The organism is Gaoshiqia sediminis (assembly GCF_025907915.1).
GTDB classification, from domain to species: Bacteria; Bacteroidota; Bacteroidia; order Bacteroidales; family Prolixibacteraceae; genus Gaoshiqia; species Gaoshiqia sediminis.
Genome location: NZ_JAPAAF010000013.1, coordinates 39,930 through 66,092 on the forward strand (window position 1 = coordinate 39,930; position 26,163 = coordinate 66,092).

Annotated in this window: 24 protein-coding genes; 12 read left to right on the plus strand and 12 right to left on the minus strand. The window is 45.9% G+C overall.

Features of this window, described 5'->3' with window-relative positions:
- Positions 1-20: 20 nt before the first annotated feature.
- The 5 genes from N2K84_RS10610 to N2K84_RS10630 form a co-directional block, all read right to left on the minus strand.
- Positions 21-983 (minus strand): hypothetical protein, encoded by a 963-nt coding sequence (locus tag N2K84_RS10610; RefSeq protein WP_282591786.1) that lies wholly within the window; start codon positions 981-983, stop codon positions 21-23.
- Positions 984-991: 8 nt separating this feature from the next.
- Positions 992-2,107 (minus strand): polysaccharide pyruvyl transferase family protein, encoded by a 1,116-nt coding sequence (locus tag N2K84_RS10615; protein WP_282591787.1) that lies wholly within the window; start codon positions 2,105-2,107, stop codon positions 992-994.
- A 1-nt stretch (position 2,108) separates the two neighbouring features.
- A complete protein-coding gene (locus tag N2K84_RS10620; RefSeq protein ID WP_282591788.1) occupies positions 2,109-3,092 on the minus strand; it encodes a nitroreductase family protein in 984 nt (327 codons plus the stop codon).
- An 11-nt stretch (positions 3,093-3,103) separates the two neighbouring features.
- Complete coding sequence (locus tag N2K84_RS10625; protein WP_282591789.1) at positions 3,104-4,654, minus strand: MATE family efflux transporter; 1,551 nt, start codon at positions 4,652-4,654, stop codon at positions 3,104-3,106.
- A 77-nt stretch (positions 4,655-4,731) separates the two neighbouring features.
- Entirely contained in the window at positions 4,732-5,667 is a 936-nt protein-coding gene (locus N2K84_RS10630; RefSeq protein ID WP_282591790.1) for a glycosyltransferase family 2 protein, read from the minus strand.
- Positions 5,668-6,355: 688 nt separating this feature from the next.
- Here N2K84_RS10630 and N2K84_RS10635 point away from each other — a divergent pair.
- Positions 6,356-6,865, plus strand: a complete 510-nt coding sequence (locus N2K84_RS10635; protein WP_282591791.1) for a DUF4251 domain-containing protein — start codon at positions 6,356-6,358, stop codon at positions 6,863-6,865.
- A gap of 84 nt (positions 6,866-6,949) precedes the next feature.
- Here N2K84_RS10635 and N2K84_RS10640 read toward each other — a convergent pair whose 3' ends face one another.
- Entirely contained in the window at positions 6,950-8,176 is a 1,227-nt protein-coding gene (locus N2K84_RS10640) for a uracil-xanthine permease family protein (RefSeq protein ID WP_282591792.1), read from the minus strand.
- Between the two features lie 34 nt (positions 8,177-8,210).
- Complete coding sequence (recJ, locus tag N2K84_RS10645) at positions 8,211-9,932, minus strand: single-stranded-DNA-specific exonuclease RecJ (RefSeq protein WP_282591793.1); 1,722 nt, start codon at positions 9,930-9,932, stop codon at positions 8,211-8,213.
- Positions 9,933-10,240: 308 nt separating this feature from the next.
- Here recJ and lysS point away from each other — a divergent pair, with 308 nt between their 5' ends.
- Genes lysS through N2K84_RS10660 form a run of 3 tightly spaced genes read left to right on the plus strand, consistent with a single transcriptional unit; the run spans position 10,241 to position 14,324 of the window.
- Positions 10,241-11,962 carry a lysine--tRNA ligase gene (gene lysS, locus N2K84_RS10650; protein ID WP_282591794.1) on the plus strand — a complete coding sequence of 574 codons (1,722 nt, stop codon included), beginning with the start codon at positions 10,241-10,243 and terminating at the stop codon, positions 11,960-11,962.
- 17 nt (positions 11,963-11,979) lie between these two features.
- Positions 11,980-12,975 carry an NAD(P)H-dependent glycerol-3-phosphate dehydrogenase gene (locus N2K84_RS10655; protein ID WP_282591795.1) on the plus strand — a complete coding sequence of 332 codons (996 nt, stop codon included), beginning with the start codon at positions 11,980-11,982 and terminating at the stop codon, positions 12,973-12,975.
- Positions 12,976-12,980: 5 nt separating this feature from the next.
- A complete protein-coding gene (locus N2K84_RS10660) occupies positions 12,981-14,324 on the plus strand; it encodes a glucose-6-phosphate isomerase (protein WP_282591796.1) in 1,344 nt (447 codons plus the stop codon).
- 445 nt (positions 14,325-14,769) lie between these two features.
- Here the strand turns inward: N2K84_RS10660 and rsgA are convergent, their stop codons facing one another.
- Positions 14,770-15,825: a ribosome small subunit-dependent GTPase A gene (rsgA, locus tag N2K84_RS10665; RefSeq protein WP_282591797.1), complete on the minus strand. Its 1,056-nt coding sequence runs from the start codon at positions 15,823-15,825 to the stop codon at positions 14,770-14,772.
- A gap of 307 nt (positions 15,826-16,132) precedes the next feature.
- On the opposite strand from rsgA, the gene N2K84_RS10670 reads away from it, so the two are divergent.
- The 8 genes from N2K84_RS10670 to N2K84_RS10705 all read left to right on the plus strand — a co-directional run bounded on the left by N2K84_RS10670 (position 16,133) and on the right by N2K84_RS10705 (position 21,571).
- Entirely contained in the window at positions 16,133-16,432 is a 300-nt protein-coding gene (locus tag N2K84_RS10670) for an ArsR/SmtB family transcription factor (RefSeq protein ID WP_282591798.1), read from the plus strand.
- A gap of 91 nt (positions 16,433-16,523) precedes the next feature.
- Positions 16,524-16,757 carry a thioredoxin family protein gene (locus N2K84_RS10675; RefSeq protein WP_282591799.1) on the plus strand — a complete coding sequence of 78 codons (234 nt, stop codon included), beginning with the start codon at positions 16,524-16,526 and terminating at the stop codon, positions 16,755-16,757.
- Between the two features lie 8 nt (positions 16,758-16,765).
- Positions 16,766-17,200: a nitrophenyl compound nitroreductase subunit ArsF family protein gene (locus N2K84_RS10680; protein ID WP_282591800.1), complete on the plus strand. Its 435-nt coding sequence runs from the start codon at positions 16,766-16,768 to the stop codon at positions 17,198-17,200.
- A 4-nt stretch (positions 17,201-17,204) separates the two neighbouring features.
- The gene (locus tag N2K84_RS10685; protein WP_282591801.1) at positions 17,205-17,903 is read left to right on the plus strand and encodes an aromatic aminobenezylarsenical efflux permease ArsG family transporter; all 699 of its coding nucleotides are present in this window, start codon (positions 17,205-17,207) and stop codon (positions 17,901-17,903) included.
- 69 nt (positions 17,904-17,972) lie between these two features.
- Entirely contained in the window at positions 17,973-19,316 is a 1,344-nt protein-coding gene (locus N2K84_RS10690; RefSeq protein WP_282591802.1) for a permease, read from the plus strand.
- A 9-nt stretch (positions 19,317-19,325) separates the two neighbouring features.
- Positions 19,326-20,396, plus strand: a complete 1,071-nt coding sequence (locus N2K84_RS10695) for a hypothetical protein (RefSeq protein WP_282591803.1) — start codon at positions 19,326-19,328, stop codon at positions 20,394-20,396.
- An 11-nt stretch (positions 20,397-20,407) separates the two neighbouring features.
- On the plus strand, positions 20,408-20,782 hold the full coding sequence (locus N2K84_RS10700) for a putative zinc-binding protein (RefSeq protein ID WP_282591804.1): 375 nt from the start codon (positions 20,408-20,410) through the stop codon (positions 20,780-20,782).
- An 18-nt stretch (positions 20,783-20,800) separates the two neighbouring features.
- Positions 20,801-21,571 (plus strand): pyrroline-5-carboxylate reductase family protein, encoded by a 771-nt coding sequence (locus tag N2K84_RS10705; RefSeq protein WP_282591805.1) that lies wholly within the window; start codon positions 20,801-20,803, stop codon positions 21,569-21,571.
- A gap of 126 nt (positions 21,572-21,697) precedes the next feature.
- On the opposite strand, the gene N2K84_RS10710 is transcribed toward N2K84_RS10705, so the two are convergent.
- From N2K84_RS10710 to ilvA, 4 genes are all read right to left on the minus strand, one after another.
- Positions 21,698-22,267 (minus strand): acetate uptake transporter, encoded by a 570-nt coding sequence (locus N2K84_RS10710; protein WP_282591806.1) that lies wholly within the window; start codon positions 22,265-22,267, stop codon positions 21,698-21,700.
- A gap of 85 nt (positions 22,268-22,352) precedes the next feature.
- Positions 22,353-23,897, minus strand: coding sequence for a SulP family inorganic anion transporter (locus N2K84_RS10715; RefSeq protein WP_282591807.1), 1,545 nt, complete (start codon positions 23,895-23,897; stop codon positions 22,353-22,355).
- A 272-nt stretch (positions 23,898-24,169) separates the two neighbouring features.
- Positions 24,170-24,868 carry a class I SAM-dependent methyltransferase gene (locus N2K84_RS10720; protein WP_282591808.1) on the minus strand — a complete coding sequence of 233 codons (699 nt, stop codon included), beginning with the start codon at positions 24,866-24,868 and terminating at the stop codon, positions 24,170-24,172.
- Positions 24,822-26,078, minus strand: a complete 1,257-nt coding sequence (ilvA, locus tag N2K84_RS10725; protein WP_282591809.1) for a threonine ammonia-lyase — start codon at positions 26,076-26,078, stop codon at positions 24,822-24,824. The genes N2K84_RS10720 and ilvA overlap by 47 nt, the downstream gene beginning before the upstream one ends.
- Positions 26,079-26,163: the final 85 nt, after the last annotated feature.

Sequence of the window (26,163 nt, forward strand, 5' to 3'; positions counted from 1 at the left end):
TATAAATTGATGCTGCATGATTACCAGTAGCAGGCGCCTTCTACAATTTGGGCATTTGTCGGTTTTTCTTCTTCCTTAGGACGGACCCAATGTGCGTTAAATAAGGAAGGATAATTATAAACATTATGGTAATCGCTTTCCCAACGTTTTCCTTTTATTCCGAATAGAAGTTGCAAGCTTCCACCTATATGAAAAGCTTTTTTCCCCAGACGCTTAACGTGTGCAGCCAGCGGAAATCCGTAAGCTCCGGCTCCGATCAGGCAAATATCAAAATCGGTTTCCTCAATTTGTTTTTTCATATAGTCCAATGCTTCAAACCAATCAGCAAAACTGGTGGTAGCACCTGCAATACTTTGGACTGCCTTGATGGTTTTCAGTTCAAATTCGGGCAATAGGTTATTTTCAAAAATAAGTTCCCGTTTTTTGTATTGTTGCTGGATGGTCTCGGTAAATGGATGAACGACCAGCACTTTCTTTCCTTCCAAGGCTTTTGTCCAAGGATGTATAGCCCAGAAAGGATCGAAAAACAATAAAGCGATTTTCTCAGCAGATAATAGTTCTTCTGCAAAAAGATGTTCTTCATGTAGCCATGAGCCGAGGACGTCAACAAGTGGAATATCTTGAATCATTAATTCGCAGAACTGCTCAATTTTGTGCACTTCGGGAGGGAAAAATCCGCTCCATTGCTGCATTTGGCTTATTATTTTAGGATCCCACCACCAAGGAGGTTTTTCCCCTTTGATGAAGCCGAAAATATTTTGATGGGTTCGGTAGATACCTGAATAATTTGCCAAACAGGTTAATTCCGTGCTGCCAAAACGGGCAATCATACACGGCTTGTCACTGGTCAATAGGTCGAAGATGACTTTTGCCGCGGCATTGGGTTCCTGAATGCAATCTGGTTTAGGTAGTTCTATACGGTCCCAAATATTCTTGTAGCTTTTACGCATTGCCTTTAGGATGTAAGCAGACAAGGTGTTCATGGTAAAAATTATTTGGTTAGGGGTGGGATATTTTCGATGCTTGCCGTTAAAAAATCGCAGGATTGTTTTCTTTGGTTGTTCAGAATATAGATTTTCGTCGAGTAATCCAGAAAAAGCTCTGATTCTTTCAAGCTATTAATAATTTCCGGAGTGAAGTATTGCCGATCCTGAAGATCCAGTAGTTTCATCAGGCTGTTCAGCCGCGAGTTACGGGTTGGGTGAGGAACGACGAAAAATGTTTTTTCAAAATTAACGGCAAATGCAAGTCCGTGAAATGAGCTTGTTAAGACTACTTTAGCATGCATGAACAGCGAAATGAACTCTAATGGGCCGGCATCTTTGAATGATTTTTCTACTTTAAACTTTGCAGGGACATTAACTCCCATAGGTATTCCCCAAACCGGGAGATTGTATCTGTTTCTTACTGCTTCAACCATTTTTGCAGATTCATCCGAATCGTTCAGTGCATAGATCAGGATGTATTTTGCAGTTGGAGGCTTTGTGTGACCAATTAGATTATTCCATTCTGTTTTTGATATTAATAGGGTGGGGTCGAGCACTTGAACTGCATCACGACCAGTTGCCTCTTTTATGATGCGGACTCCATCATCCTCACGCGTAGATATGGCGCTAAAGTCTGAAAGGAGTTCCGTCAAGCGAGGTTTATATTTTTCGGGGATACTGCTGCTGCCAAAACTGGGCGCGTAGCTGATTTTTTTACCGTGTCCTTTCACAAAATCGAGGAAACAGAAAGGATCAATACCGTTTTCCATGTTCCATACTTGGTCACTTCCAATAATATAAACATCAAATTTTGGAGGATGATTGTAAATTTCTTCTTCGCTGTAGTAGCGTTTGGTCAGGTTAAAAACCTTTCGAAAATCACGGAAACGCTTTAATTTCTGTTGGTACTTCCGGTCGAACTTTAATATGAAGTACAAGATTAGTTTCTTGGGATGAAGTGATAACGGTACGGTATCATTTTGCTTTTCCAAATCAAGAGGGTAATGATTGATTAACTGTACATCATATCCCATTTGGGTAAGTACAATTTGGGTAGCATAAGCTTGTAGCATAGCTCCGTAATTGTAAAAGGTGTGAAGGGTTAATAATCCTATTTTCATTTCATGTAATTATTTCACATATATTTTTCACGTCCTTTCTCAATGAAGCAGCTACTAGAAACTCATCGGGAAGATAACCGCAACAAATAAGAAAATGCACATGCTCGTTTGGAGGAATATTTAGAAAACTACGTAGTTTTTTATCCTTACGTTTGTCTTCACTCCAGTTTAACGTTGCACAGCCAATCTTTTTGAAGTGTAGCGCATATAGCAATGCCATCCCAAAAAAACCCGCATTTAGTGTTGGTTGCCACCGTTCCAGTACATCCTGAAACAAAGATATATTTGATGTTATAACAAATAATGAGGTCGCAAGATGACCGAATCCACCGTTCCCTCCCTGTAGGTTAAGTATGGTTTTAATTGCAGAATCTTTGGTTACTATGTATGCGCGGACGGGCTGACGGTTACAGGAAGACGGGGCATTTTGAGCTATTCTGACAGCATCAATCAGCTCTTCTATGGGAATTTTCTCTGGCGAATAATTTCTTACGGTGTGCCGGGATTGGGCAAATGCAGGAAATTGGTCATTGACTGACTGAAAAAAACTATCGCTTGTGAAATTTAACTGAGTTGAGCTTTGGGAATAATTTGTTATAGCAACGGTTTTATTGATTACAGTTGAAATTTCTGGTTCTAATTCATACTGTTGATCGTGGTGAAAATTTCTATATTCGTTTAGAACCATGCTAGCGTACTGGATTTCAAACTGATTGATATCATACCCTTTAAAATGGTATTCGGTAATAATGTTGCATAATTCGAAGATGTGATTTTTCCCAAAGCGAAAGCGAGTCTGCGGCATCGTTAATCCTTTTTCAATTACATGATATTTCATGGCTATAACTCCCAGGTATTTATCCTGGCTCGAGAAGTTGTAATTTAAAAAGGTAAGATATCTTTTTATATCGGTGCCAAAGGTTAAATAAACCATTCGCCATTGCCGCAATCTGCGTGGGATAATATTTTTAAGTAGATTTTTCAAAATGGCATTGTCTATGATAAACCCACCTTTAGATGACCATTTAATTTACAGATAATGCTTTTTTGCATTTTTTTAATTTGGTCTCTTTCACCTGCATTCAATCCCCATAGGTAAAAGGCTATAATGAAGGAGATGGAACTTAATAGCAGAACAGAAGAAAGCCTGTAGTACCCTTCTTCCATAAAGATGTAGGGAATAGATGCAGTGGAGACCGTAACTGTCGACACCACCATGCTGGGATATAGAACGTTTTTTAAGTAAATCAGAAATGAGAGCCCTCCAAGTATATTGATATAGTAAATCCGGGAGACCGAAAGGGCAAGAACCATAACTATTAAAATGATATAGATAGTTGGTGGTGGTGTTCCAAGTTTGAAAGCAATAAAACTTAGCGGCAAAACGGATATGTAAATTATTGAATCCCAGGTGCTAAACATTTTAATGTTCCCAATAGCACCTATTGAGGTCGGGAAGGTAACCGTAAGTTGGCCTATAGATAACCGGATGAGGATTAACCGACAGAATATAACGGCATATTCCGGGACTTCTTTTAGCCAAATGTCAAGGATAAAGGGCATTTCAAATATTACCGGGATCGATAGGAAAGATAGCAGGAAAAAAGATATCTTACTTCCTGTCATGGATGCCTTGAGCATTTGGTCCCGATTATTTTCACCTTCACTTTTCACGATAACAGGGTTCAAAGCTTTTAGCATGGTGCTTGAGAACGCTAATAACTGACCAGAAATTTGGTTTGCCACTCCTTGTGCTGCATTTACCACAACCCCGAAAAACGAGTTCAAGATAATGGTAATGCCTTGCATGGAGATGATACTGGCGGCGCTGCTTAAAAGTGCCCATGATGCATAACCGGTCATTTCTTTAAAAAGTAGTTTGTCAAAATATCTCCTGATTCGGATTTGTACTTCGTGGTATTTCCGATGGCAATAAATTCGCCGAAGTAAAAGAAGAAACACCGAAAGTGCGGCCATGAGAAAGCCGTAGCTAGCCAACTTGTCGAGTGATGTATTCGTAACGTAAATTGCAATGGCCAATTTTAGGAGGGCTTCAATAATCCCTAGAATCGCCACCAATAGCATGTGTTCGTGTGCATTAATAACAGCATCGTATGGAACCGAAATGATCGTGAAGAATGTACTAACAAGCATAAACTGGTAGATAAGCATGGCTGTTTCAACCCGGTCTTCCGGAATCTTTAATATACCGTTGAATAGAAAATAGCCTACTCCTTCGAGCAGCAGCACAACCAATATGGCAATAAGAAAATGTAGGAGAACACTAACATTAAAAATGGATTTCTGCTTTTGGGCATCTCCTTCTCCTTGTGCATACGACATAAATCGTTGTGTTGCTGCAGCCATTGCTGTGTTCAAGAAGGTTAGCATAGCAATGGCCCCGCCCACAACATTGAAAATTCCAAAATCGGCTGCACCTAAAGCTGCTAAAATGAGCCGGGTAACATAGAGGGAAATAAATATAGTAATGGCCATTCGGGCATACAAAATACCCGTGTTGACCACGACTCGTTTTGCTGGCTGCATATGGGGAATAAATTTCGCTATTTGACGATTTATACCTAATTCAGTTTTTTTGAGTTCATAGAACGTTACTTCGTGAATCAGCTCGTTACTCCAATTTTGCGCATAGACCGGTATATTATATCAACAATCTCCTTCGGTAGAAAAAATATGGACTTGATTAACCAATCCGAGTCTAATTTATTCTTCAAGTAATTGCTATATATGTTTTCTTTTTCAGTTAATTCCTTAATTTTCTTTTTCCCAGCAATGGATTTGAGTTGCATTAACGACCAAAATGCATGTTTTGATGCAATCTGACGCAATTCTTTGTTCTTAGCTTTTTGCTTTAATATTTCATCATAAATATAAGGAATGGTAAAGCGATAGGTCAGAGAGTTATCAATTGTATCCTGCAATTCGTGGGCCCGATAACAATAGAGTTCCCGGGAATCGCCATAAAAAGAGAACTTGTCTGCTATGGAATAAATCCAAACCCAGTCATAACTTCCACCAAAACCGGAATAGAATCCTGAATACATCGTTTTCTTGATCACACTGGCCATAAACGGGAAACCCAATTTATATCTGATCCCATATTCAATAATTTTTTCTCCGTTTTCCATGTAGCCAAATGGCAGGGTATGGCGGTGATGAAATTCACCGGAGGAGTTGAACTGGATGAAATTTGTAAAGAATAAATCAATGTTTGGATGCTGTTTGTGGGCATTAACGAATGATTCAACATAGATTGGTGACAAGATATCATCATCTTGTAGATTCATGACGTATTCGGTTTCCGAGAGATCGAAACATCGGCCAAAATTTCTGGCCATACCAATGTTTTCATCATTCCGGTAGTAGGTTATCCCTTTTTCTTTGCAAACTTGCTCGTAAAAATTATGTGACGAGCAATTGTCAACAACAATGATTTTGCACTTTACGGTTTGGTTGATTGCGCTTTCCAAAGCTTCGACGAAGAATTCTTTCCTTTCGTAAACCGGCATCGCAATAGTCAACAGATCAGTGTAGTCCATGTTTGTTTTTTTTTTTAATTTCTTGCAATTCTAACGGGTAAAGAGCGTGAGACGTAGAGTAAAGGATTGTTTGCGGAATTATGTTTTTGGTGTGGCGAACGCAATCACTTTTTTAGGAAGTATTAACTTTCCATGTTTTAAATTTCTGATCAGTCTTCTCACAGCTTCGCTTCCTGCCTCCCATCTTGTTGCCTTTTTGTTGGCTTTGTCCGGGCGACATTCAGCTTTATGTACAAATCAAAATTCCTGATTATTTAGATTGATTTCAAGTCGTGATTACCCTTAGATTTTTTTAAGCTGACTGTAATGTGTTGTAAGATAATGCTGTATGGCGTGTTTGGGTTGAGGCTTCCCGGTTTTATAGGTAAAATTACCCATTGCGGTTTTGGGTGTTCTGTTCATGTTGTAATGTCGGTGGTTGTTGTGTCAGTTTTCCTTTAACAGAAGATCATGGGTCTGTCTCAAAAGTTCTTGACCAAGTTGTCCCGAACTTCCTGTCCGACTGGTCAGGCGGGGTTTCGGGATATCAACACACTGATCGACAGTTCCTGAAATAAATTCAGGGTGACGAATGGAGAGAATTTAAGGACTTTTGAAGCAGCCTTAACTTGGGCAGGACCGTTTTTAGTTGATTAGTTACGGCATCTATTTTGCCAGGAATTTCGTAGAATTTGAAAAACAGTAAATTATGAAACGGTTGATTATTTTATTGATGGTGGCGTTGGTTGGGGTGAATGTTGGCTATGCCCAAAAGCTAACGGCCAGGGAGCGAAAGGCACAAAAAGAAAAAGAAGTGACGGAATGGATTGAAAACCGGCAGTTCCGCTTTGTTGCCCAAAGTGTTATTCCGCTGGCGGGGCCAAAAATCGACCTCACCTCGGTTTACGACCTGACCGTTGACAGTACGTGGGTTGAATCGTGGTTGCCGTTTTTCGGGCGTGCTTACCATGTTGATTACGGCGATACTGAGGGTGGCATCAAGTTTAAGGAGCAGGCAAAAAGCATGGAGGTTCGATTTAACGAGCGGAAAAAAACTTATCAGATCAACCTGGAGGTGGATACGCCGAAAGACAATTACAAAATCCAGATTTCAGCCGGCGTTGGAGGTTATGCGCACGTTGATGTGCTTTCGAACAATCGGCAGTCAGTTGGTTATTATGGTATTATCGAGGCCCTGCCGGAGGAAGATGAAAAATAGAAAAAGCTGTCAGGGAAATCTCACGATGGTGAAGCGATCGGATTTTCTTTGACAGCTTTTTGTTATGAAGAGTGGGGTGGTCTTTTATTCGGCTTCTTCGGCAACGACTACTTGTGCCGATTCGCCGGGCAGGATCAGGTTCAGCAGAATCCCCACTACGGCAGCCAAGCCAATTCCGGCCAACGAAAAATTGCCCCAAGAAATCACAGCCCCGCCAATGCCAATGGTGAGTACCACCGACACAATTACCTGGTTGCGCACTTTCGATAGATCTGTTTTGGAATCAACCAGGGTTTTGATGCCCACCGACGCGATCAGGCCAAACAGCAACAGCATGATACCACCCAATACCGCCTGAGGAATAGTTTTTAAGATACCACTGATTTTGCCCACCAACGAAAATACGATCGCCGTGATGGCCGAAATCCGCAAAATAAACGGATTGGTAACTTTGGTCAGCGAAATAGCTCCGGTAACTTCGGAGTAAGTGGTGTTGGGCACCCCGCCAAAGAAACCGGCCAAACTGGTAGCAATACCATCGCCCAGCAAGGTTCGGTGCAACCCGGGCCGCTCAATGAAGTTTTTTTCGGCAACACCGCCAATCGCGTACATATCGCCCACATGTTCGATAATGGGTGCAATGGCTACCGGAATCATATACAGGATGGAACCCCAGCTGAATTCGGGCATGGTAAATGCGGGAAGCGTAAGCCAGGCAGCTTCTTTTATGGGGGCGAAATCGATTACGCCCAAGGCAAGTCCGGCAATATAACCTACCACGATACCAATGAAGATGGGGATCAGTTTGATCAATCCTTTTGTGAAGACGACCACAACAATAGCTGTCAGTAAGCTGATGCTGGCTATTACCCATTGGGTTTTGGCCATGTCAACGGCTACGCTGGCCAGCGAAAGACCGATAATCATGATAACAGGACCAACTACAGTAGAAGGAAACAGGCGTTCGATGAATTTTATCCCGCGTGCCCGCACGAGCGCCGAAACCAGCGTGTAAACCACACCAACAGCAATAATGCCGGAGAAAGTGCCCGGTAAACCATACAGACGGGTCGATTCGATGATGGGGGCAATGAAGGCGAAACTACTGCCCAGAAATACGGGCACCATACCCTTGGTTATCAGGTGGAACAGTAAGGTTCCTACACCCGCAGTAAAGAGGGCAACTGCAGGATCAATTCCGACTAACAGGGGGACCAGTACAGTAGCGCCGAATGCAACAAACAAAAATTGGACTCCCAAAACCATGTTCCTTGGTGTGAACTGGTTCTGGTTTTTCATTTCTGGAATCATAAAGCTTGTTTAAAAGGTTAGTAAAAAACAGGATTTAATATATTTTGGCTGAGATGTCACGAATATAAAGCTGAAGGTTGGTTTTTCCACGGAATTCATTTTCAGCAATCGAATACAGGATGTCGAAAGGCAATCCCTGGCTGATCGCTTCGTAATGGCTGGCCTGGTTAAAAGCGATGGCCGGAAATATCGACGAGTTCCCGGTAGGTTCCACCAGGTCCAGTTTTAAATGTTCCATGTTTCGTCCAACGCACCGGCTGGTTCCGCTGTCGAGCACATTTTCAGTCATGAAAAGCGGTGTCATATTGTGCGGGCCGAACGGTTCAAATTGCTTTAAGATGCGGTAAAATTTCGGGGTGATTTCCGAAAGCTGAATTTTTGCATCAGCCTCCAGTATTTCAGATTGTTGCGAATCGGTAATCGAGTTTCTTACAATTTCCTCAAAACGGCGTGTAAAGGCGGGGATGTTGTCAATCTTCATGGTCAGGCCGGCGGCATACATGTGTCCGCCATACGATTCCAGCAAGTCGCTGCACTGTCCGATGGCCTCATACAGGTCAAAGTCTTTCACCGATCGGGCCGAGCCGGTAGCCAGCCCGTTCGATTCAGTCAATATCACGGTGGGACGGTAGTAGTGTTCGGTGAGGCGCGACGCCACAATTCCCACCACGCCCTTGTGCCAGTCGCGGTTGTAGAGGACGGTCGCATTACGTTCGGCCTGTATCGGGTCGTGGGCAATCATGTCGAGCGCTTCCTGGGTGATGTCGCGGTCGAGCGTTTTACGGATTTCGTTGTACGAGTTGATTTCGTCACCCAGCCGCGTTGATTGTTCCTCGTCGGTCACCACCAGGATTTCCACCGACTTTTTGCCATGTTCAATCCGGCCCGATGCATTCAGGCGGGGGCCGATTTTAAAAACGATGTCGCTGACAGAGATGTGCTGTCCATCCAATCCCGAGAAACGGATGATGGTGCGCAGGCCCAGACTGGGGTTGCTGTTCAACTTTTTCAGCCCGTAATGGGCCAGCACCCGGTTTTCGCCGGTTACCGGAACAATGTCTGAGGCAATACTCACGACAACCAGGTCGAGCAGATCATACAGTTCAACAACAGGCACATCGTTTTTTTGGGTGTACGCCTGCAACAGCTTGAAGCCTACGCCGCAGCCCGACAATTCTTTGTACGGATAATCACAGTCCGGACGTTTGGGGTCGAGCACGGCCACTGCATTGGGAATGATGTGATCAGGATTGTGGTGGTCGCAGATAATAAAATCGATGCCTTTCTCCTTGGCTTGTTGTATTTTGTCCACCGCTTTGATGCCGCAGTCGAGCACAATGACCAATGAAAATTTTTCCGCGGACGCAAACTCGATGCTTCGCGGCGAAATGCCGTAGCCCTCAGAATAACGGTCAGGAATGTAATAATCGAGGTCTTTGATGCGGGTGCGCAGAAACTGGTACATCAGCGCAACCGAAGTTGTTCCGTCCACATCATAGTCGCCGTAAATCAATACTTTCTCCTGGTTGTTGATGGCCTGTTCCAAACGTTCAACAGCCTTGTCCATGTCCTTCATCAAAAACGGATCGTGTAAGTCGGAAAGCTTAGGCCTGAAAAATGACTTGGCTTCATTAAAGGAGGTGACACCCCGCTGTGCCAACAGGTTTGCAATGACCATGTTGACATTCAGTGCTGCCGATAAGTGCTTGATTACATTACTGTCGCCTTGTTGCTTTACTTTCCAAATTTTGTCCATTTTGCTTGGGGCAGGAACATTTGAGTACGCTGCTTAAATTGCCCAAAGATAGAAAATGACGACCGATCTGGAAAGCAAAAAAGATGCCGGATGTGGTGTCCTGGTCTATTTAAGATGATCTTGTCCGGTGTAAATTTCATCCTTTCAAATCATTAGCCTGACAATAAAATTATCAACATAAGCCTGAAAAATACAAACAGCTGATTTAGTATGTTTTAGTTTGAGCCAGCACCTCAGTAGGGATTATTCATTTCTTTGTTATCTTTGCACAAATTTTTTCAAAGCAAATTCAAAACTGTAGTTCACCAATGAGTATAGCAGAGCTTAGCGAGCAGGAGATGATCCGCCGGAATTCACTGGCGAAGTTGCGTGAGTTAGGAATCGAGCCTTACCCGGCCGAAGAGTATCCGGTAAACGCAAAGGCAACGGAAATTAAAGCTGAGTTTGAACCCGAAAAGGGTAATTTTCAGGAAGTGGTGCTGGCTGGCCGTATTATGAGCCGCCGTATCATGGGTAAAGCCTCTTTTTCTGAGCTGCAGGACGATACAGGGCGCATTCAGCTCTACATCAATCGCGATGAAATTTGCCCGGGGGAGGATAAAACCCTGTACAATGAGGTGTTCAAAAAACTAACCGACATTGGTGATTTTATCGGAGTAAAAGGTTTTGCGTTTATTACCCAGGTAGGTGAAATATCGGTTCATGTGAAAGAATTTGTGGTATTGAGCAAATCGCTGCGCCCGCTGCCTGTTGTGAAAGAAAAAGACGGCGTGGTGTACGATGCGTTCACCGACCCCGAACAGCGCTACCGCCAACGTTATGTCGATTTGGTGGTCAATCCGCAGGTGAAAGATGTGTTCATCAAGCGCACAAAAATCATCAATACGATGCGCGATATGTTCAACGAAAGAGGTTACCTCGAAGTTGAAACGCCCATCCTGCAAGCCATTCCTGGTGGCGCCGCTGCCCGTCCGTTTATTACGCACCACAATGCCTTAAATATTCCGCTCTACATGCGTATTGCCAACGAGCTGTACTTGAAACGACTTATTGTTGGTGGTTTTGAAGGAGTGTACGAGTTTGCCAAAGACTTCCGCAACGAGGGCATGGACCGTACCCACAATCCGGAGTTCACCGTGATGGAAATTTACGTTGCTTACAAAGATTACAAGTGGATGATGAATTTCACCGAAGAAATGGTGGAACGCGTGGCGCTGGCTTTGCACGGAACAACCGAAGTGAAGTTGGGCGACAAGATCATCAATTTTAAACGCCCCTTCAAGCGGGTGAGCATGTACGAGGCCATCAAAGAATATACCGGCTACGACATTGCCGGAAAAACGGAAATTGAATTACGTGAAATTTGCGTCGAACTCGACATTGAGATCGATCCGAGCATGGGCAAAGGCAAATTAATCGATGAGATATTTGGTGAGAAATGTGAGCACCATTACATCCAGCCTACGTTCATTATCGACTATCCGGTTGAGATGTCGCCGCTTACCAAGAAGCATCGCGAAAATCCGGAACTGACCGAGCGTTTCGAACTGATGGTTAACGGCAAGGAGTTGGCCAACGCCTATTCTGAGCTGAATGACCCGATTGACCAGCGCGAACGGTTTGAAGATCAGATGAAGTTGTCGGAAAAGGGAGATGACGAAGCCATGTTTATCGATCAGGATTTCCTGCGGGCGCTGGAATACGGCATGCCCCCAACATCAGGGATGGGAATCGGGATTGACCGGCTGACCATGTTTATGACCAACAACCTGTCGATCCAGGATGTGTTGTTCTTCCCTCAAATGAAACCGGAGAAGAAGTTGGATGCGGATCCGGATGAAAAGTTCGAAGCCGCCGGCATTCCGTCGGAATGGGTAGATGTGGTCAAAAAAATGGGCTTCAAAAAAGTTGAAGCGCTGAAAGAAGTAAAACCCGGAAAGTTCTTTAACGATCTTTGCGGATACAACAAAAAAAATAAACTGGGATTGGAAAATCCGTCAATGGACGACGTGAAGCAGTGGCTCGCGTAACTATTGATAACTAAGCTATGTTGACTGAACCAAAAATAGCCATCATCGGGAGTGGAAGCTGGGCTACGGCTTTGGCAAAAATACTCCTGAACAATGTTGACCGCCTTAACTGGTATTTCCGGAACCCGGATAGTATCGAGCAGTTTAAACGATTCAAACACAACCCAAACTATTTGCGTGGAATTGAGTTTGATACCGGACGGATTGATTTTTTTAGCGACATTACCGAAGTCGTTGAGCAGTCTGATGTCTTGGTGCTGGCTATTCCGTCGGCCTTTTTAGACCGCTCGTTGGCCGACCTGAAAACGAACTTCAACCACAAATACATTGTTTCGGCCATCAAGGGTATTGTTCCCGAAGGCAACCAGATTGTGGGTCAGTACCTGAATCAAAATTACAAAGTCCCTTATGAGCGTATTGGCGTGATTGCCGGCCCTTGCCATGCCGAAGAGGTTGCCCTGGAACGGTTGTCGTACCTGACGATCGCCTGCCCGGATATCAAACGTGCCCGCGATTTCGCCTTCAAGCTCGAATGCCCGTACATTCGCGCTCATGTGTCGGACGATATTTTCGGCACCGAATATGCCTCGGTTTTGAAAAACATCATTGCCATTGCTTCCGGAATTGTGCATGGGTTGCGCTACGGCGATAATTTTCAGGCGGTTCTGGTCGCCAACGCCATTCAGGAAATCAAACGTTTTGTGGACAAAGTACACCCCATCACCCGCGATATTAAAAGTTCTGCCTATCTGGGCGATTTGTTGGTCACCGCGTATTCGCAATTTTCCCGAAATCGTACCTTTGGTACCATGATTGGGAAAGGATATACCACCCGAACGGCCCAGCTGGAAATGCACATGGTGGCTGAAGGGTATTATGCCACCAAGTCCATTCACGAAATCAACCAGGAGTACAAAGTAAATATTCCGATTTGTGAGGCGGTTTACAACATCCTGTACGAAGGGGCGACACCGTCAGTTGAAATTCGTCGATTAACCGAAAAACTAAGATAATTACCATGAAAAGCATTGCATTAAAATTTGATAAGACTTTCGATTTCGTATCAAAAGACGCAGTTTATGGTTATGCTGAAACAATGAAAAAGCATAATGAAGCGCTGCATAACAAAACTGGTAAAGGAAATGACTTTTTGGGATGGGTGAACCTGCCTTCATCAATTTCTGAAACAGAGCTGGCTGACTACGAAGCCACAGCCAAAGCGCTTCAGGCGAAGAAGATTGAGCTGTTTGTGGTGGTGGGTATTGGTGGTTCCTATCTGGGGGCAAAGGCCGTGGTTGATGCCCTTTCGGATAGTTTTGCCCAACTGAAGGGCGGCGACAAACCATTGATCGTTTTTGCCGGACAAAATATCAGCGAAGACTACTTGTACGAACTGCGCGAGCTGCTGAAAAACAAAGAATACGCCATGGCGGTGATTTCCAAATCGGGGACCACAACCGAACCGGCGCTTGCTTTTCGCTTGCTGAAACAGGATATTGAAGATAAATACGGCAAGGAAGAAGCCAAATCGCGCATTGTGGCTGTCACCGATGCTTCGCGGGGCGCCCTGCGTAAGCTGGCCGACACCGAAGGCTACAAATCATATGTAATCTCGGATGATATCGGTGGGCGCTATTCAGTCCTCACTCCGGTGGGCTTGCTGGCCATTGCCGTTGCCGGTTTCAATATCCGTGCATTGGTGCAAGGCGCTGTTGATATGGAAAAGGCAACCGGTGTGGATGTTCCTTTCGAAGAAAACCTGGCGGCTCAGTATGCTGCGGTTCGCAACGAGTTGTATAAAAACGGCAAATTGGTTGAAATCCTCGTTAATTACAATCCCAAGTTGCACTTTGTGGCCGAATGGTGGAAACAACTTTATGGAGAAAGTGAAGGCAAAGAAGGCAAAGGAATTTTCCCGGCCAGCGTTGACTTTACGTCCGACCTGCATTCGATGGGACAATACATTCAGGAAGGCGAGCGCAAATTATTCGAGACAGTCATTTCGGTGGCCAGTCCCGACCGCGAAGTGCGCATTCCAACCGATCCCGAAAATCTTGATGGATTGAATTTCCTGGCCAACAAACGGGTTGACGAAGTAAACAAGATGGCCGAACTGGGTACCATGATTGCCCATGTGGATGGCGGTGTTCCCAATATGCTGATCGAATTGCCGAAACTGAATGAATACTACCTGGGACAGATGATCTACTTCTTTGAGAAAGCTTGCGGCCTGAGCGGTTATACGCTTGGCGTAAATCCGTTCGACCAGCCGGGTGTTGAGGCCTATAAAAAGAATATGTTTGCCTTGCTGGAAAAACCGGGTTTTGAGGAAGAAACCAAAGCCATCAAAGCACGTTTATAAGCAAATCAAAATATTTTTAAAAGGCTACTTCCAGAAACCGGGAAGTAGCCTTTTTGCTTTCTGACAAGTAAAATGGATTGGCAGGTTTCACTGCCGGCCTTCTTTTGAGTAAGTTCGCTTTTAAAATATAGTTCACCCTTTCAATGCACATGTGCCTCAAAAGCCTCCAATGCCTGAGGCATTTCCGGTAGGTGCAGGATAAGTTAATATGGCCTTTCCACGTGGCTATGGCATGTTGGTCACAACGTGTCGTGACCGTACCTGGCTTTCCCGTTTTAGGGCGTTTCGGATTTTATCCGGCGTGTAAGGCCACGGTATGCCGTGGCCGGACGGGGGGTGACGACCTAAAAAGAGCAGTTTAACATCTTCTAATAGAAAGAATGGCATTTAATTCCTAAAAGCGATTTCCATAGTCTTCTTTTGAGAAAGTTCGCCAGTGCGGAACTCAATACTTGTTCTTTTTCCGAAAATCTTTTACCTCACGCACCATCCGTCCAAAGCGTTTTCCTTCTTTCTTCTTGTCCTGGATGGATTTTTCAAAATGCATGTGTTCGCGCATGAGTTTCAGGTAGCTTTCGTAAATTACCCGGTCTATCCGGTTTTCCCGGAGGGCTTCAATAACTGCGCATCCTTCTTCGTTGGTATGTTTGCAGTCTCTGAATTTACAATCTTCCGCCAGTCTTGAAATCACCGGGAACGTTTCGTTTGTATGGTAATCATCAGAAAAGCCAACCCCAAACTCCCTCATTCCGGGTGTGTCAATAAGTAAACTGCCGTTTGGTAACCGGAACAAATCCCGGGTGGTTGTGGTGTGTTTCCCTTTTCCTGTTGATGAACTGATTTCATTCACTTTCTGCTTCAGGTTGCCGTTTAAAATATTGATCAGCGAACTTTTGCCAACTCCCGACGACCCGATAAACAGATAGGTCTTCTTGGGTTGGAAGATGTTGTTGGTCAGTTCTGGAATACCAGTTCCGGTTAGCGTACTGCAAAAATAAACCGGCAGGTTTCGTTGCAGTTTGTTCACTTCATTTTCAACCTCTTGTTGATTGGTAATTAAATCGGACTTGTTGAGTATGATAACCGGCTTTATGCTGCAGGCAATACATTGGGCGATGTATCTTTCCAGCCTCATCGGGTTGAAATCATGATCAAGCCCTTGTATGATGAGCGCCGAATCGATATTAGCGGCAATCACTTGCCGGGCTGTCTCCTTGCCGGGCATTTTCCGGAACAGCTCATTCGTCCGGGGTAAGATTTCGGTGATAAATCCCAGACTTTCATAGGCAATGAATTTCACCCAATCGCCAACTTTGGGTTGTTCTTCCCGCGAAAGGCAAAATAAAAGCTTTCCGGTCAGTTCTGCATCCAATTCTCCCGAATCGGACATGAGCAGGTAGCTTGTACCCCGAACAGAGACGACCCTGCCGATTTGGTTTGTGCTTAAGTGTGTTCGGTTATGTTTGTGGATATATTCATCCCAGCCGTAATCTTGAATCATTTTTAATGGTATAAAAGCGACAGAAATTGCATATAGAAGGCAATAACTAGTCTGGTCAATAAATAAGTTTACTGAAAAAGGAATAGGAGAGGTAATTGGATTTATGCGATTTCCAATTACGTTATCACACAATGATCGCGGCTGGTATGGATTTATTTGCTTTCATACGTTTGCAAAATTACAAATTATCCGGTTGCCGGATTAGAACGATGGGAATTAATTTGGTCATGGATAATTTTTTTGGTTCGGTTTTTCTTTTCAGCGGAAATTCCACTACTTTTGTTCGTAGTTTTACGAACACCGAATCATGGAAGAAACAATTGTATTTACAGAAGAACAAGTTCAGACGGCTCGTTTTGCCAAGGCCATGGGGCATCCGGTGCGCATGTATGTGCTCGAATTGTTGAACAAGCAGGCGTGCTGTTACAGCGGCGACTTGTCGGAGGTGCTGCCTATTGCCAAGTCAACCTTGTCGCAGCACTTAAAAGAACTGAAGGATGCCGGATTGATCCAGGGCGAGATTGAAGCGCCCAAAATTAAATATTGCATCAACCGCGAAAACTGGGCGAAAGCGCAGGACTTGTTCAGGAGATTTTTAAATAGTTAAAAAATTTAGCCAGCATGTTCGTTATTTTGCGAATTGCGAACAGTTTTAAAAAAGAAAAAAGATGGATTTTCAAAATTTAAAACCAATTCAGATGGACATAAAAGTATTAGGAACAGGTTGCCCCAAGTGTAAGGCGCTGGAAACTGCAACCCGCGATGCAGTTGCCGAAGCAGGCATTAATGCATTGGTAACTAAAGTGGAAGATATTGTCGAAATCATGAATTATGGAGTGATGACCACGCCGGCCTTGGTGGTGGATGGGAAAATTGTGGTAAAAGGGAAAGTTCCCAGTGTAGCCGAGATCAAATCGATATTAACCAAATAACCATGACCATGAAGAAGCTCACCGTTATGCTGTTGATTAGCATTTGGGCAGGAATCGTTTCTGCCAACGCTCAATGTTGCGACAACAAAGTTGCCGAACTCACTCAAACGGATGGTAGTTGCACTACACAACCCGAAGAAGACGGCGTGAAAGCATACTACTTTCATGCCACCCGTCGTTGTGCAACCTGCCAGGCTGTCGAATCAGTCACCAAAGAGGCTTTGAAAGCTTATTACGGTGAAAAAGTACCTTTCCAATCCATTAACCGGGAGGAAGACAACAAAAACCCACTCATCGAAAAGTATAAAGTCAGCGGACAAACCTTGTTGATCGTAAATGGGGACAAGGTGGTGAACTTAACCAACGATGCTTTCCTGAATGCCCGTACCAACCCGGAAAAGTACAAAGCAAAGCTGAAATCGACCATTGATTCAATGAAATAAGCACATGGAGTTGTTGCAAAATTTTCTGGAGAATTCGCAATTCCCGCTGCTGTCGGCGTTTATATTGGGACTGATGACTGCCATCAGTCCCTGCCCGCTGGCCACCAACATTACGGCAATTGGATTAATCAGCAAAGACATCGAGAGCCGAAAGAAAGTGTTTTACAATGGCTTGGTTTACACCTTTGGACGGGCAATTTCCTATACCGCTATTGGCCTGATGTTTTTCTTCGGGGCCGAACAATTCCGAATCGAAGGTATTTTTTCCACCTGGGGCGAAAAGTTGCTGGGGCCGTTGCTCATCCTGATCGGTTTGTTTATGCTTGGGGTGCTCAGTTTTAAAATTCCGGGAATCGGATCGCTGACAGAGAAAATGGAAAACCGCGCCAATAAAGGTTTCTGGGGAGTTCTGCTGCTGGGGATTGTATTCGCGCTGGCCTTTTGTCCGTACAGTGGTGTCCTGTACTTCGGCATGTTGATTCCGATGACAGTAAGCAGCGCGTCGGGTCTGTACCTGCCGATCGCTTTTGCCTTTGCCACCGGAATTCCCGTAATCCTGTTTGCCTGGCTCATCGCTTTTTCGGTTGGTTCAATCGGAGGGGTTTACAACAAGATGAAAACGTTCGAAACGTGGTTCCGCCGCGTCGTGGCCATACTTTTCATCGTTGTGGGGATATATTACGTGGGGGTCATGTTTATTTAAAATTTTTTAAAATGAGTGTTCGTCTTTTTACGAACAGAATTTGTCATTTATCAATCATCAATCACAAGCGTGGAAACTAAAAAAGAACTAAAAATACTGATCTGGATTTCGGTGATTTTTGGGGCAGCATTTTTTCTGCCTATCGAAAGCACACGGTTCAATACGGCCATCGCGGCAACATTCGATTTGGTAAAATGGTATGCCCGCGAGCACGTGGTGCTTTGTCTGTTACCGGCATTTTTTATTGCCGGGGTTATTTCCATTTTTGTCAGCCAGGGCTCGGTGCTGAAATACTTTGGTGCCAATGCCAAAAAGTGGCTGGCATATACCGTGGCTTCCGTATCGGGGACTATCCTGGCGGTTTGCTCCTGCACGATTCTTCCGTTGTTTTCCAGTATTCACAAACGCGGGGCTGGCTTGGGGCCGGCCATTGCCTTTCTGTATTCAGGGCCTGCCATCAACATCCTGGCCATCATTCTTACTGCCCGTATTTTGGGGGTTGAAATGGGCATTGCTCGTACCATTGGCGCCGTGGCTTTTAGTATCGTCATTGGCTCGGCCATGTCAATCATTTACCGTAAAGAGGAAAAGGTAAAAAAGGACCAGCAGATGAATATTGTCCCTCCTCCCGAAAAACGTCCGATGTGGCAAACTTCGTTTCACTTTTTCACCCTCATCCTGATCCTTGTTTTTGCCAACTGGGGAGCTCCTTCTGCCGGCGAAACCACCGGAGCGTGGTATTTCATTTGGCACTACAAATGGTACATCACCGGGGTGTTTGGCTTGTTCCTGGCCTGGTCGCTCATTTCCATTCTGAAAATCAACTGGAAATGGGTGTTTGCTGCCGTGTTGGCAACCGGTGTGTCGGCCTTGCTGGCAACCACCTTCATTGCAAACCCCAAACTGGGGCCGCTGGTGCCGATGTTGGTCGCTATTGCAGCCCTGAGCATCATCACCCTGTACGATAAAAAGGACGAAGACAACAAAGAATGGACACTCTCATCGTGGGGGTTTGCGAAACAGATTATGCCGTTGCTGGCTGTCGGCGTGGTTACTGCCGGTTTTCTGCTCGGGTCAACGCACGATGATGTGGCCATCGCGGGGGTTATTCCCGGCGAATGGATTGCCTGGTTGGTGGGCGGGAATTCGGTGATGGCCAACTTTTTTGCCTCTATCGTGGGTGCGTTTATGTACTTTGCCACGCTCACCGAAGTACCCATCTTGCAGGGATTGATTGCTTCGGGCATGGGAAAAGGTCCCGCTTTGGCTTTGCTACTGGCCGGGCCATCGCTCTCCCTGCCCAATATGCTCGTAATTCGTGGAGTCATGGGAACCCAAAAAACCGTGGTTTACGTAATTCTGGTTGTAGTGATGGCCACTGTCTCCGGTCTGATCTACGGAGGTTTATTTTAAAACACTGGCATGAGGTACATCTTGTTTATTCTTGCTTGTTTAATTTTTTCCACCGCCTTCTCTCAAGCAGAAACGGGGCAGGAGAAAGGAAAACCCATCGTGCAGATTTTTGGCAATTTCGATGTTGACGCAACAAAGAACGCACAAAAGCAATACGGATTTTGGTTTGGGCGTGCCCATCTGGGCTATGAATACCAGTTTAGCCCGCAATTTTTGGGCAGAATTATTCTTGATGCCGGACGCCCTACGACGGTTGGTCAGATTTCAGTTGCTGATAGGACAGGGAATGAAATGGACGTTTCAAACAGCTTGAAAGAAGGAAGTTACTATACCGTCACGCTGAAATTTGCTTCTCTGGAATGGAAACCAACCGAGCAGATAAAAATCCAGGCTGGTGGCATTCTTCAAAACCATTACATTACGCAGGAGCGGTTTTGGGGATACCGGTATTTGGCAGCTACGTTTCAGGATCGCTACTTTGGGATACCCAGCGGCGATTTGGGACTGATTGGCTATTTCAAGCTGAACTCAACAGTGGGTTTTGATGCCGCCCTGACCAACGGGGAAGGCTTTCGCATGGATCAGGATGCTTATGGTGACGTAAAGTTTGCCGGTGGAGTTGATTTTTTTCCGGTGAAAGAAATTCAAACACGGTTCTATTATGACCATACCTCATCCGAAAGCCCGGAGAAATCTGGGGTGCAGCAATTGATTTCGTTCTTCGCGGGATATAAACCCGGGACAAAATTTAGGATTGGCGGAGAGTATAATTACCGGTTTAACCACCAGCATCTTGAAAACCGCGATTTGTTTGGCATATCAATCTATGGTAGCCTGGCGGTGAAACATGGCTGGGAGCTTTTTGCACGCGTTGACCGGTTGGATGCCAACATCATCCATAACGATCCGTCATCTGATTTGGGGGTGCGCTCCCGAACCGGAGAAGCTCTGATTGCAGGCGTTCATTTTTCTCCGGTAAAGGGGGTAAACTTGTCGTTGAATTATCAGGGATGGAATCCCGACGAAAGAAGTTTGTCGGAACAGCATCACCTGTTGTTGAGCTTCGAGTATAAACTCTAACTTAAATAGATATGGACACTACCGAAAATAGTTCTTGTTTGTGCGGATCTGCCGGATATATTGTTTTTTCGTGCTCGGGTGCTTGTGACTTGGGCCAAATTACGGATGCAGTTGCCCGTAGGTTACGCGATAATGGAGTGCGGAAAATGAATTGTTTGGCTGTGGTGAGCGCCGGAATTGAAAATTCCATTGCAGATTTTAAAACGAAAAATGTCCTGATGCTTGATGGATGCCCAATTGACTGTGGCAGGCAGATTTTAGACAAGGCTGGTTTTACAAATTATACTTATATGAGGGTGACTGACCTTGGTTTGAAAAAAGGACAAACGCCCGTAACTGAAGATGTTGTAAATTTGGTATATAATAAAGCTGAAATCATCTTTTAACCCATAAATCAACAAACTATGAAAGCAAAATCACTCGGTTTTATTGGTGGTGGTTGCGTCACCCAGATTTTTCTCCAGGCTTTTGCCAACAAGAAACACGAATTTGATTCGGTGGTCGTTTTCGATACAGACCCCGGAGTGCTGCAAGCGTTGAAGCAGCAGTTTCCGGCTATTCAAGCCGGCGATTTGCAGCAAGCCGCCAGTCAGCCAACAGTATTCATTGCCCTGCACCCGCCCATGGTTATGGAAACGCTTGATAAAATGGCCGATGTTGTGTCTGCCGACGCGTTGGTGGTTTCGTTAGCTCCAAAAATTACGCTGGAAAAGATTTCGTCGAAACTGAAGACTAAGAACAAGGCCCGGATGATCCCCAATGCTACTTCCTACATCAATGAAGGCTACAACCCGGTAACTTTTTCGACAGGTTTCAACCAGGCGGAAAAGAGTGAGCTTATGGACTTACTGAAGTTGCTGGGAACAACCTTCGAAGTGCCCGAAGCCAAATTGGAAGCTTACGCCATGCTGTCGGCCATGTTGCCCACTTATTTCTGGTTTCAATGGAAGGAGCTGGTTAGCCTGGGCGAACCAATGGGACTGTCCGAGGAAGAAACAAAGGCTGCTGTGCGGCAAACCTTACAAGACGCCCTGGACCTTTATTTTGACCATGGCCTGTCGCCCGAAAAAGTGATGGACCTTATCCCGGTGAAGCCTATTGGCGAACACGAAGCACAAATTGCCGAAATCTACCAAACTAAGCTGATGGGGCTGTTCGGGAAGATTAAGCCTTGAGAAAGGACAACACCGTAAATAGTAAGGGTATCCTCAAAGCCTTTGTCTGCTCCTCCTTGTTATGTAAGGATGAGCGACGTTCCGAATGGCTTTCAGGATACCCTTATTGAAAAGAGGCAAGAGCGTTTATGCTTTTTTAATCCAGGCTTTGCCTGATTTGAGCAGTTCGCGGCCCGAAAGTTCGTTCAGCAGGATGGCAGCCATCATGTACCAGGCCGACAGGGCGCAGAAGATCAGCACGTAAGCGGCAACTTTATTCATCACCGGAAAACCGAAATGGCCTAAATCCAACAGGACGAAACCCAGCAACAAAGAACTGAAGGTAATGGCCATGGCCGAGTGGATAAACAGCGAACCTACCCACAGGATGGCGGTTAGCAAGGTCCAGGCCACCAGGTAGTAACCCACATCTGTGGTGGATGACGGAAAAACATTGAAGTGCCCCAACATCCAGATAATACCCAGGCCAATCCAGAAAGCGCCATAGCTGGTAAAAGCGGCGAAACCAAAGTTGTTGCCGGTTTTTTGTTCCATCAACCCGGCAATCAATTGGGCCATTCCGCCGAAAATGAAACCCATCACGACGATAGGGCCCAATTCGCAAATACCCAGGTTGTGGAATTGCAGTAAAAGTGTCGTTAAACCGAAGCCGGCTAACCCGACTACCGCCGGATTGCCAAGTTTTGTGTTGTGCATGGTGTCGAAAAATTAGTAATTAAAATCAGCGCGCAAAACTAAGGATTAATTCATCGGTTGGAATCCCGCTTGTATTAAGATATTCTTATTTTATCTTGTTGACCGCCACGCGATAAGTGGGGTCTTCAATGATATTCACATCGATGATGTCGTTGGCATTGTGCAGCAGTTGGCGGCAGTCGGCACTCAAGTGTTTCAGATGAAGTTTTTTGCCCACTTTCAGGTAACGTTCGGTCAGTTTGTTCAGCGCTTCAATGCCCGACATGTCCATCACCCGGCTTTCCGAGAAGTCAATGATGATTTCCTCCGGGTCGTTCAGTACGTCAAATTTCTCGTTGAAAGCGGTAACCGAACCAAAAAACAGGGGGCCATAAATTTCGTAATGCTTCACGCCGTTTTTATCCACATATTTGCGGGCACGGATCCGCTTGGCATTTTCCCAGGCAAACACCAGGGCCGAGATGATAACACCAATCAGCACGGCCAGAGCCAGATTGTGAACCAGCACGGTAATCAGTGCCACGAGCACCATCACCAACACGTCTGTTTTGGGCATCCGGCTGAAGGTTTTCAGGCTGGCCCACTCAAAGGTTCCGATAGCCACCATGATCATCAGTCCGGTGAGGGCGGCCATCGGCAGACGCTCAATTAAGCCGGCGCCAAACATGATGAACACCAGTAACATCACCGCAGCCACAATGCCCGACAGGCGGGCGCGGGCACCCGATGAAATGTTGATCAAGCTTTGTCCGATCATGGCGCAACCACCCATTCCCGAAAGGAAACCGGTAACCACATTGGCGGTTCCCTGGGCTACACATTCTTTGTTGCCCCAGCCACGTGTTTCGGTGATTTCGTCAATCAGGTTCAGCGTCAGCAGGCTTTCAATCAACCCAACCCCGGCCACAATCAACGCATAGGGAAGGATAATGGTCAGCGTTTCCAGTGTATAGGGCAGTTGTGGTATGTTGAACGGAGGGAAGCCGCCTTGGATGGATGCAATGTCTCCTACGGTTTTGGTGTCGATATTCAGTCCCAGCACGATGGCCGACACCACAAGAATGGCCGTAAGCGATGAAGGAATAGCCTTGGTGAGTTTGGGCAAGCCCCAGATGATGAGCATGGTGAGTCCTACCAGTCCGAGCATCAGCCACAGTGCTCCGCCGCTCATCCATTGCAGGCTGCCGTCGGCGCCGGCATGTTTAAACTGGTCGAGCTGCGACATGAAAATGACAATGGCCAGTCCGTTCACAAAACCGAACATCACCGGGTGGGGCACCAGACGAATCAACTTTCCGAGGCGCAATACACCGGCCAAAAACTGAAAGATACCGGCCAGGATGACGGTTGCAAAGATGTACTCGGGGCCGTGTGTTTTGGCCAGCGCCACAATCACCACGGCCACAGCTCCGGTTGCTCCCGAAATCATGCCCGGACGGCCTCCAAAAACGGAGGTGACCAGCCCCATGGTAAAGGCGGCATACAACCCGGTGAGGGGCGAAAGACCGGCAATCAGCGCAAAGGCAATGGCCTCGGGGATCAGTGCCAGCGCAACGGTTAAGCCGGATAGTATCTCGGTTTTGTAATCTACTTTTTGTTTCAGGTCGAATAAATTAAAAATCTGCTTCATTAAACGGGTTTAAGAAAGTTAATGACTGCCTGACCAAACGGGTGTGTGGACAGGTATTTTTTCACAATGTCTGTTGGCTGAACCTTCCGGCGACCTTCGTCGGCAAGGAAAGGATGGTGATTAGTTTTTCAGGTTAGGAGCGGCAAAAATAGGGCTTTGGCTGAAAAACGCAGCCTGTTCAGAAGGGAGGGGAAAGACTTTTGCGAAAAATTGATATTAAATTGAGTTTGTGCAGAATCGTCAAGATTCACAATTTGGTGATTTCTTGCGGGTCAGCTTTCATTATTTTTCAGAATTACAACCCGCTCGCCGTCGCTTTCCAGCAATGAAAAGCCATACCAGTTGCAGATAAACTGAAAGGTTTTTGCATGATAAAAGCTGACATGGGTAAAGTCGTTGGTATAGTGCCAGTTCGAAAACTGCTCAAAGCGCTCCCATAAATTGGTCATGACTACCAGCAGCCCGCCGGGTTTCAGGAGTTGTTTCAGCCGGGTTAGTTCTTTGGCGGGATCAAAAAAATGCTCAAAGCATTCGGTGGCAAAAATAAAGTCGAACGGTCCCTCGGGCAGGTTGGGGAAAAACAGCGGATCGTAATTGGCACAGGCCATTCCTTCGCGCTCCATCAGGATGCTGAGCGTTGGCCCGGGGCCGCATCCGTAATCCAATCCCTTCATTCCTTCTGAAAGATAGGGCAAGGCCGGGCTGACAGCCTGACCGAGAAAGTTGACATACCCACGATCGTCAATGCTGTTGTTGTGGTGGTCGTATCGTTCTTTCTCTTCTTCGCGGCCCGGTAAAAATTGGTTTTCTACAAACACCAACTCACAATGGTCACAACGGCGGAATACCCGGTCCATCAATCCGGTGACGGCGGGAAAATTGCCTTTTCGGGCACAAAGCGGACAAGTCACCATTTCCATATCGCTAAAGCAGGTACTGAAACAAATCAGGCTTTTCGTTGATGTATTCATACACAAAACCATGTTCGGCCATGCGTTGCACCAATCCGTCAAAATCGTTTTTGTCGGTTAGCTCAATGCCTACGAAGGCCGGGCCTTTTTCGCGGTTGTTCTTCTTGGAGTATTCAAAGTGGGTGATGTCGTCGTTGGGTCCGAGCACGTATTCCACAAAATCGCGCAAGGCGCCGGCCCGCTGCGGAAACCGGATGATGAAATAGTGTTTCAATCCTTCAAACAACAAGGAGCGTTCCTTGATTTCTTCGGTGCGGGTGATGTCGTTGTTGCTTCCCGAAACGATGCACACCACATTTTTCCCTTTGATTTCATCGGCATAATAATCCAGCGCGGCAATGGAAAGCGCCCCGGCCGGTTCCACCACAATCGCATCGCGGTTGTACAGTTCCAGGATTTTGGTGCAGATGCGCCCTTCGGGTACCAGCACAATATCGTCGACCACTTGTCGGCAAATTTCAAAAGGAAGGTCGCCCACGCGCTGCACGGCTGCTCCGTCCACAAATTTGTCAATTTCCTTCAAGGTAACCACCTCGTCTTGGGCCAGCGATTCTTTCATGGAAGGGGCGCCGGCCGGTTCAACACCGATGATTTTGGTGGAAGGGCTCACTTGCCGGAAGTAACTGCCCACGCCGGCAATCAGCCCGCCGCCGCCAATGGGCACAAACAGGTAGTCGATCTGGCAGGTGGAATCCTGAATGATTTCGAGCGCCACGGTGGCCTGGCCTTCAATGATCAGCGGATCGTCAAACGGATGGATGTAGGTTTTCCCGGTTTCGTCGCAATCTTTCCAGGCTTCACGGCTGGCATCGTCGTAGGTATCGCCGTGGAGGATAATCTCCACAAATTCTTTCCCAAACATTTGCACTTGCTTGATTTTTTGCCGGGGTGTGGTGGTGGGCATGTATATTTTGCCGCGAATACCCAGCTTCTGGCACGAATAAGCTACGCCCTGCGCATGGTTTCCGGCGCTGGCACAAACGATGTCGTTTTTTCGCTGCTCGGGTGTCAGGCTCTTGATTTTGTTGTATGCCCCCCGGATTTTGTAGGAACGGACTATCTGTAAATCTTCCCTTTTCAGAAAAACCCTTGCTCCGAATTGCTCCGCCAAGTTCAGGTTTTCGGCCAGCGGCGTGGCGGTCAGTACCTCGTTGATGGTAAGTTTTGCCTTGTTAATGGCTTGTAAAGATGGAAAATAACTCATTGCCATGTCTTCTCTTTTATATCGAAATCAACAGCGCACGCCGTGTTCTGTTCGGATATGCGGATTGAAATGCAAAAGTACACGGCTTTTT

Coding starts and splice junctions, on each gene's coding strand:
- N2K84_RS10610 (WP_282591786.1), bottom strand. CDS start 983: ATGAACACCTTGTCTGCTTACATCCTAAAGGCAATGCGTAAAAGCTAC.
- N2K84_RS10615 (WP_282591787.1), bottom strand. CDS start 2,107: ATGAAAATAGGATTATTAACCCTTCACACCTTTTACAATTACGGAGCT.
- N2K84_RS10625 (WP_282591789.1), bottom strand. CDS start 4,654: ATGCAGCCAGCAAAACGAGTCGTGGTCAACACGGGTATTTTGTATGCC.
- N2K84_RS10630 (WP_282591790.1), bottom strand. CDS start 5,667: ATGGACTACACTGATCTGTTGACTATTGCGATGCCGGTTTACGAAAGG.
- N2K84_RS10635 (WP_282591791.1), top strand. CDS start 6,356: ATGAAACGGTTGATTATTTTATTGATGGTGGCGTTGGTTGGGGTGAAT.
- N2K84_RS10640 (WP_282591792.1), bottom strand. CDS start 8,176: ATGATTCCAGAAATGAAAAACCAGAACCAGTTCACACCAAGGAACATG.
- recJ (WP_282591793.1), bottom strand. CDS start 9,932: ATGGACAAAATTTGGAAAGTAAAGCAACAAGGCGACAGTAATGTAATC.
- lysS (WP_282591794.1), top strand. CDS start 10,241: ATGAGTATAGCAGAGCTTAGCGAGCAGGAGATGATCCGCCGGAATTCA.
- N2K84_RS10655 (WP_282591795.1), top strand. CDS start 11,980: ATGTTGACTGAACCAAAAATAGCCATCATCGGGAGTGGAAGCTGGGCT.
- N2K84_RS10660 (WP_282591796.1), top strand. CDS start 12,981: ATGAAAAGCATTGCATTAAAATTTGATAAGACTTTCGATTTCGTATCA.
- rsgA (WP_282591797.1), bottom strand. CDS start 15,825: ATGATTCAAGATTACGGCTGGGATGAATATATCCACAAACATAACCGA.
- N2K84_RS10670 (WP_282591798.1), top strand. CDS start 16,133: ATGGAAGAAACAATTGTATTTACAGAAGAACAAGTTCAGACGGCTCGT.
- N2K84_RS10675 (WP_282591799.1), top strand. CDS start 16,524: ATGGACATAAAAGTATTAGGAACAGGTTGCCCCAAGTGTAAGGCGCTG.
- N2K84_RS10680 (WP_282591800.1), top strand. CDS start 16,766: ATGAAGAAGCTCACCGTTATGCTGTTGATTAGCATTTGGGCAGGAATC.
- N2K84_RS10685 (WP_282591801.1), top strand. CDS start 17,205: ATGGAGTTGTTGCAAAATTTTCTGGAGAATTCGCAATTCCCGCTGCTG.
- N2K84_RS10695 (WP_282591803.1), top strand. CDS start 19,326: ATGAGGTACATCTTGTTTATTCTTGCTTGTTTAATTTTTTCCACCGCC.
- N2K84_RS10700 (WP_282591804.1), top strand. CDS start 20,408: ATGGACACTACCGAAAATAGTTCTTGTTTGTGCGGATCTGCCGGATAT.
- N2K84_RS10705 (WP_282591805.1), top strand. CDS start 20,801: ATGAAAGCAAAATCACTCGGTTTTATTGGTGGTGGTTGCGTCACCCAG.
- N2K84_RS10710 (WP_282591806.1), bottom strand. CDS start 22,267: ATGCACAACACAAAACTTGGCAATCCGGCGGTAGTCGGGTTAGCCGGC.
- N2K84_RS10715 (WP_282591807.1), bottom strand. CDS start 23,897: ATGAAGCAGATTTTTAATTTATTCGACCTGAAACAAAAAGTAGATTAC.
- N2K84_RS10720 (WP_282591808.1), bottom strand. CDS start 24,868: ATGAATACATCAACGAAAAGCCTGATTTGTTTCAGTACCTGCTTTAGC.
- ilvA (WP_282591809.1), bottom strand. CDS start 26,078: ATGGCAATGAGTTATTTTCCATCTTTACAAGCCATTAACAAGGCAAAA.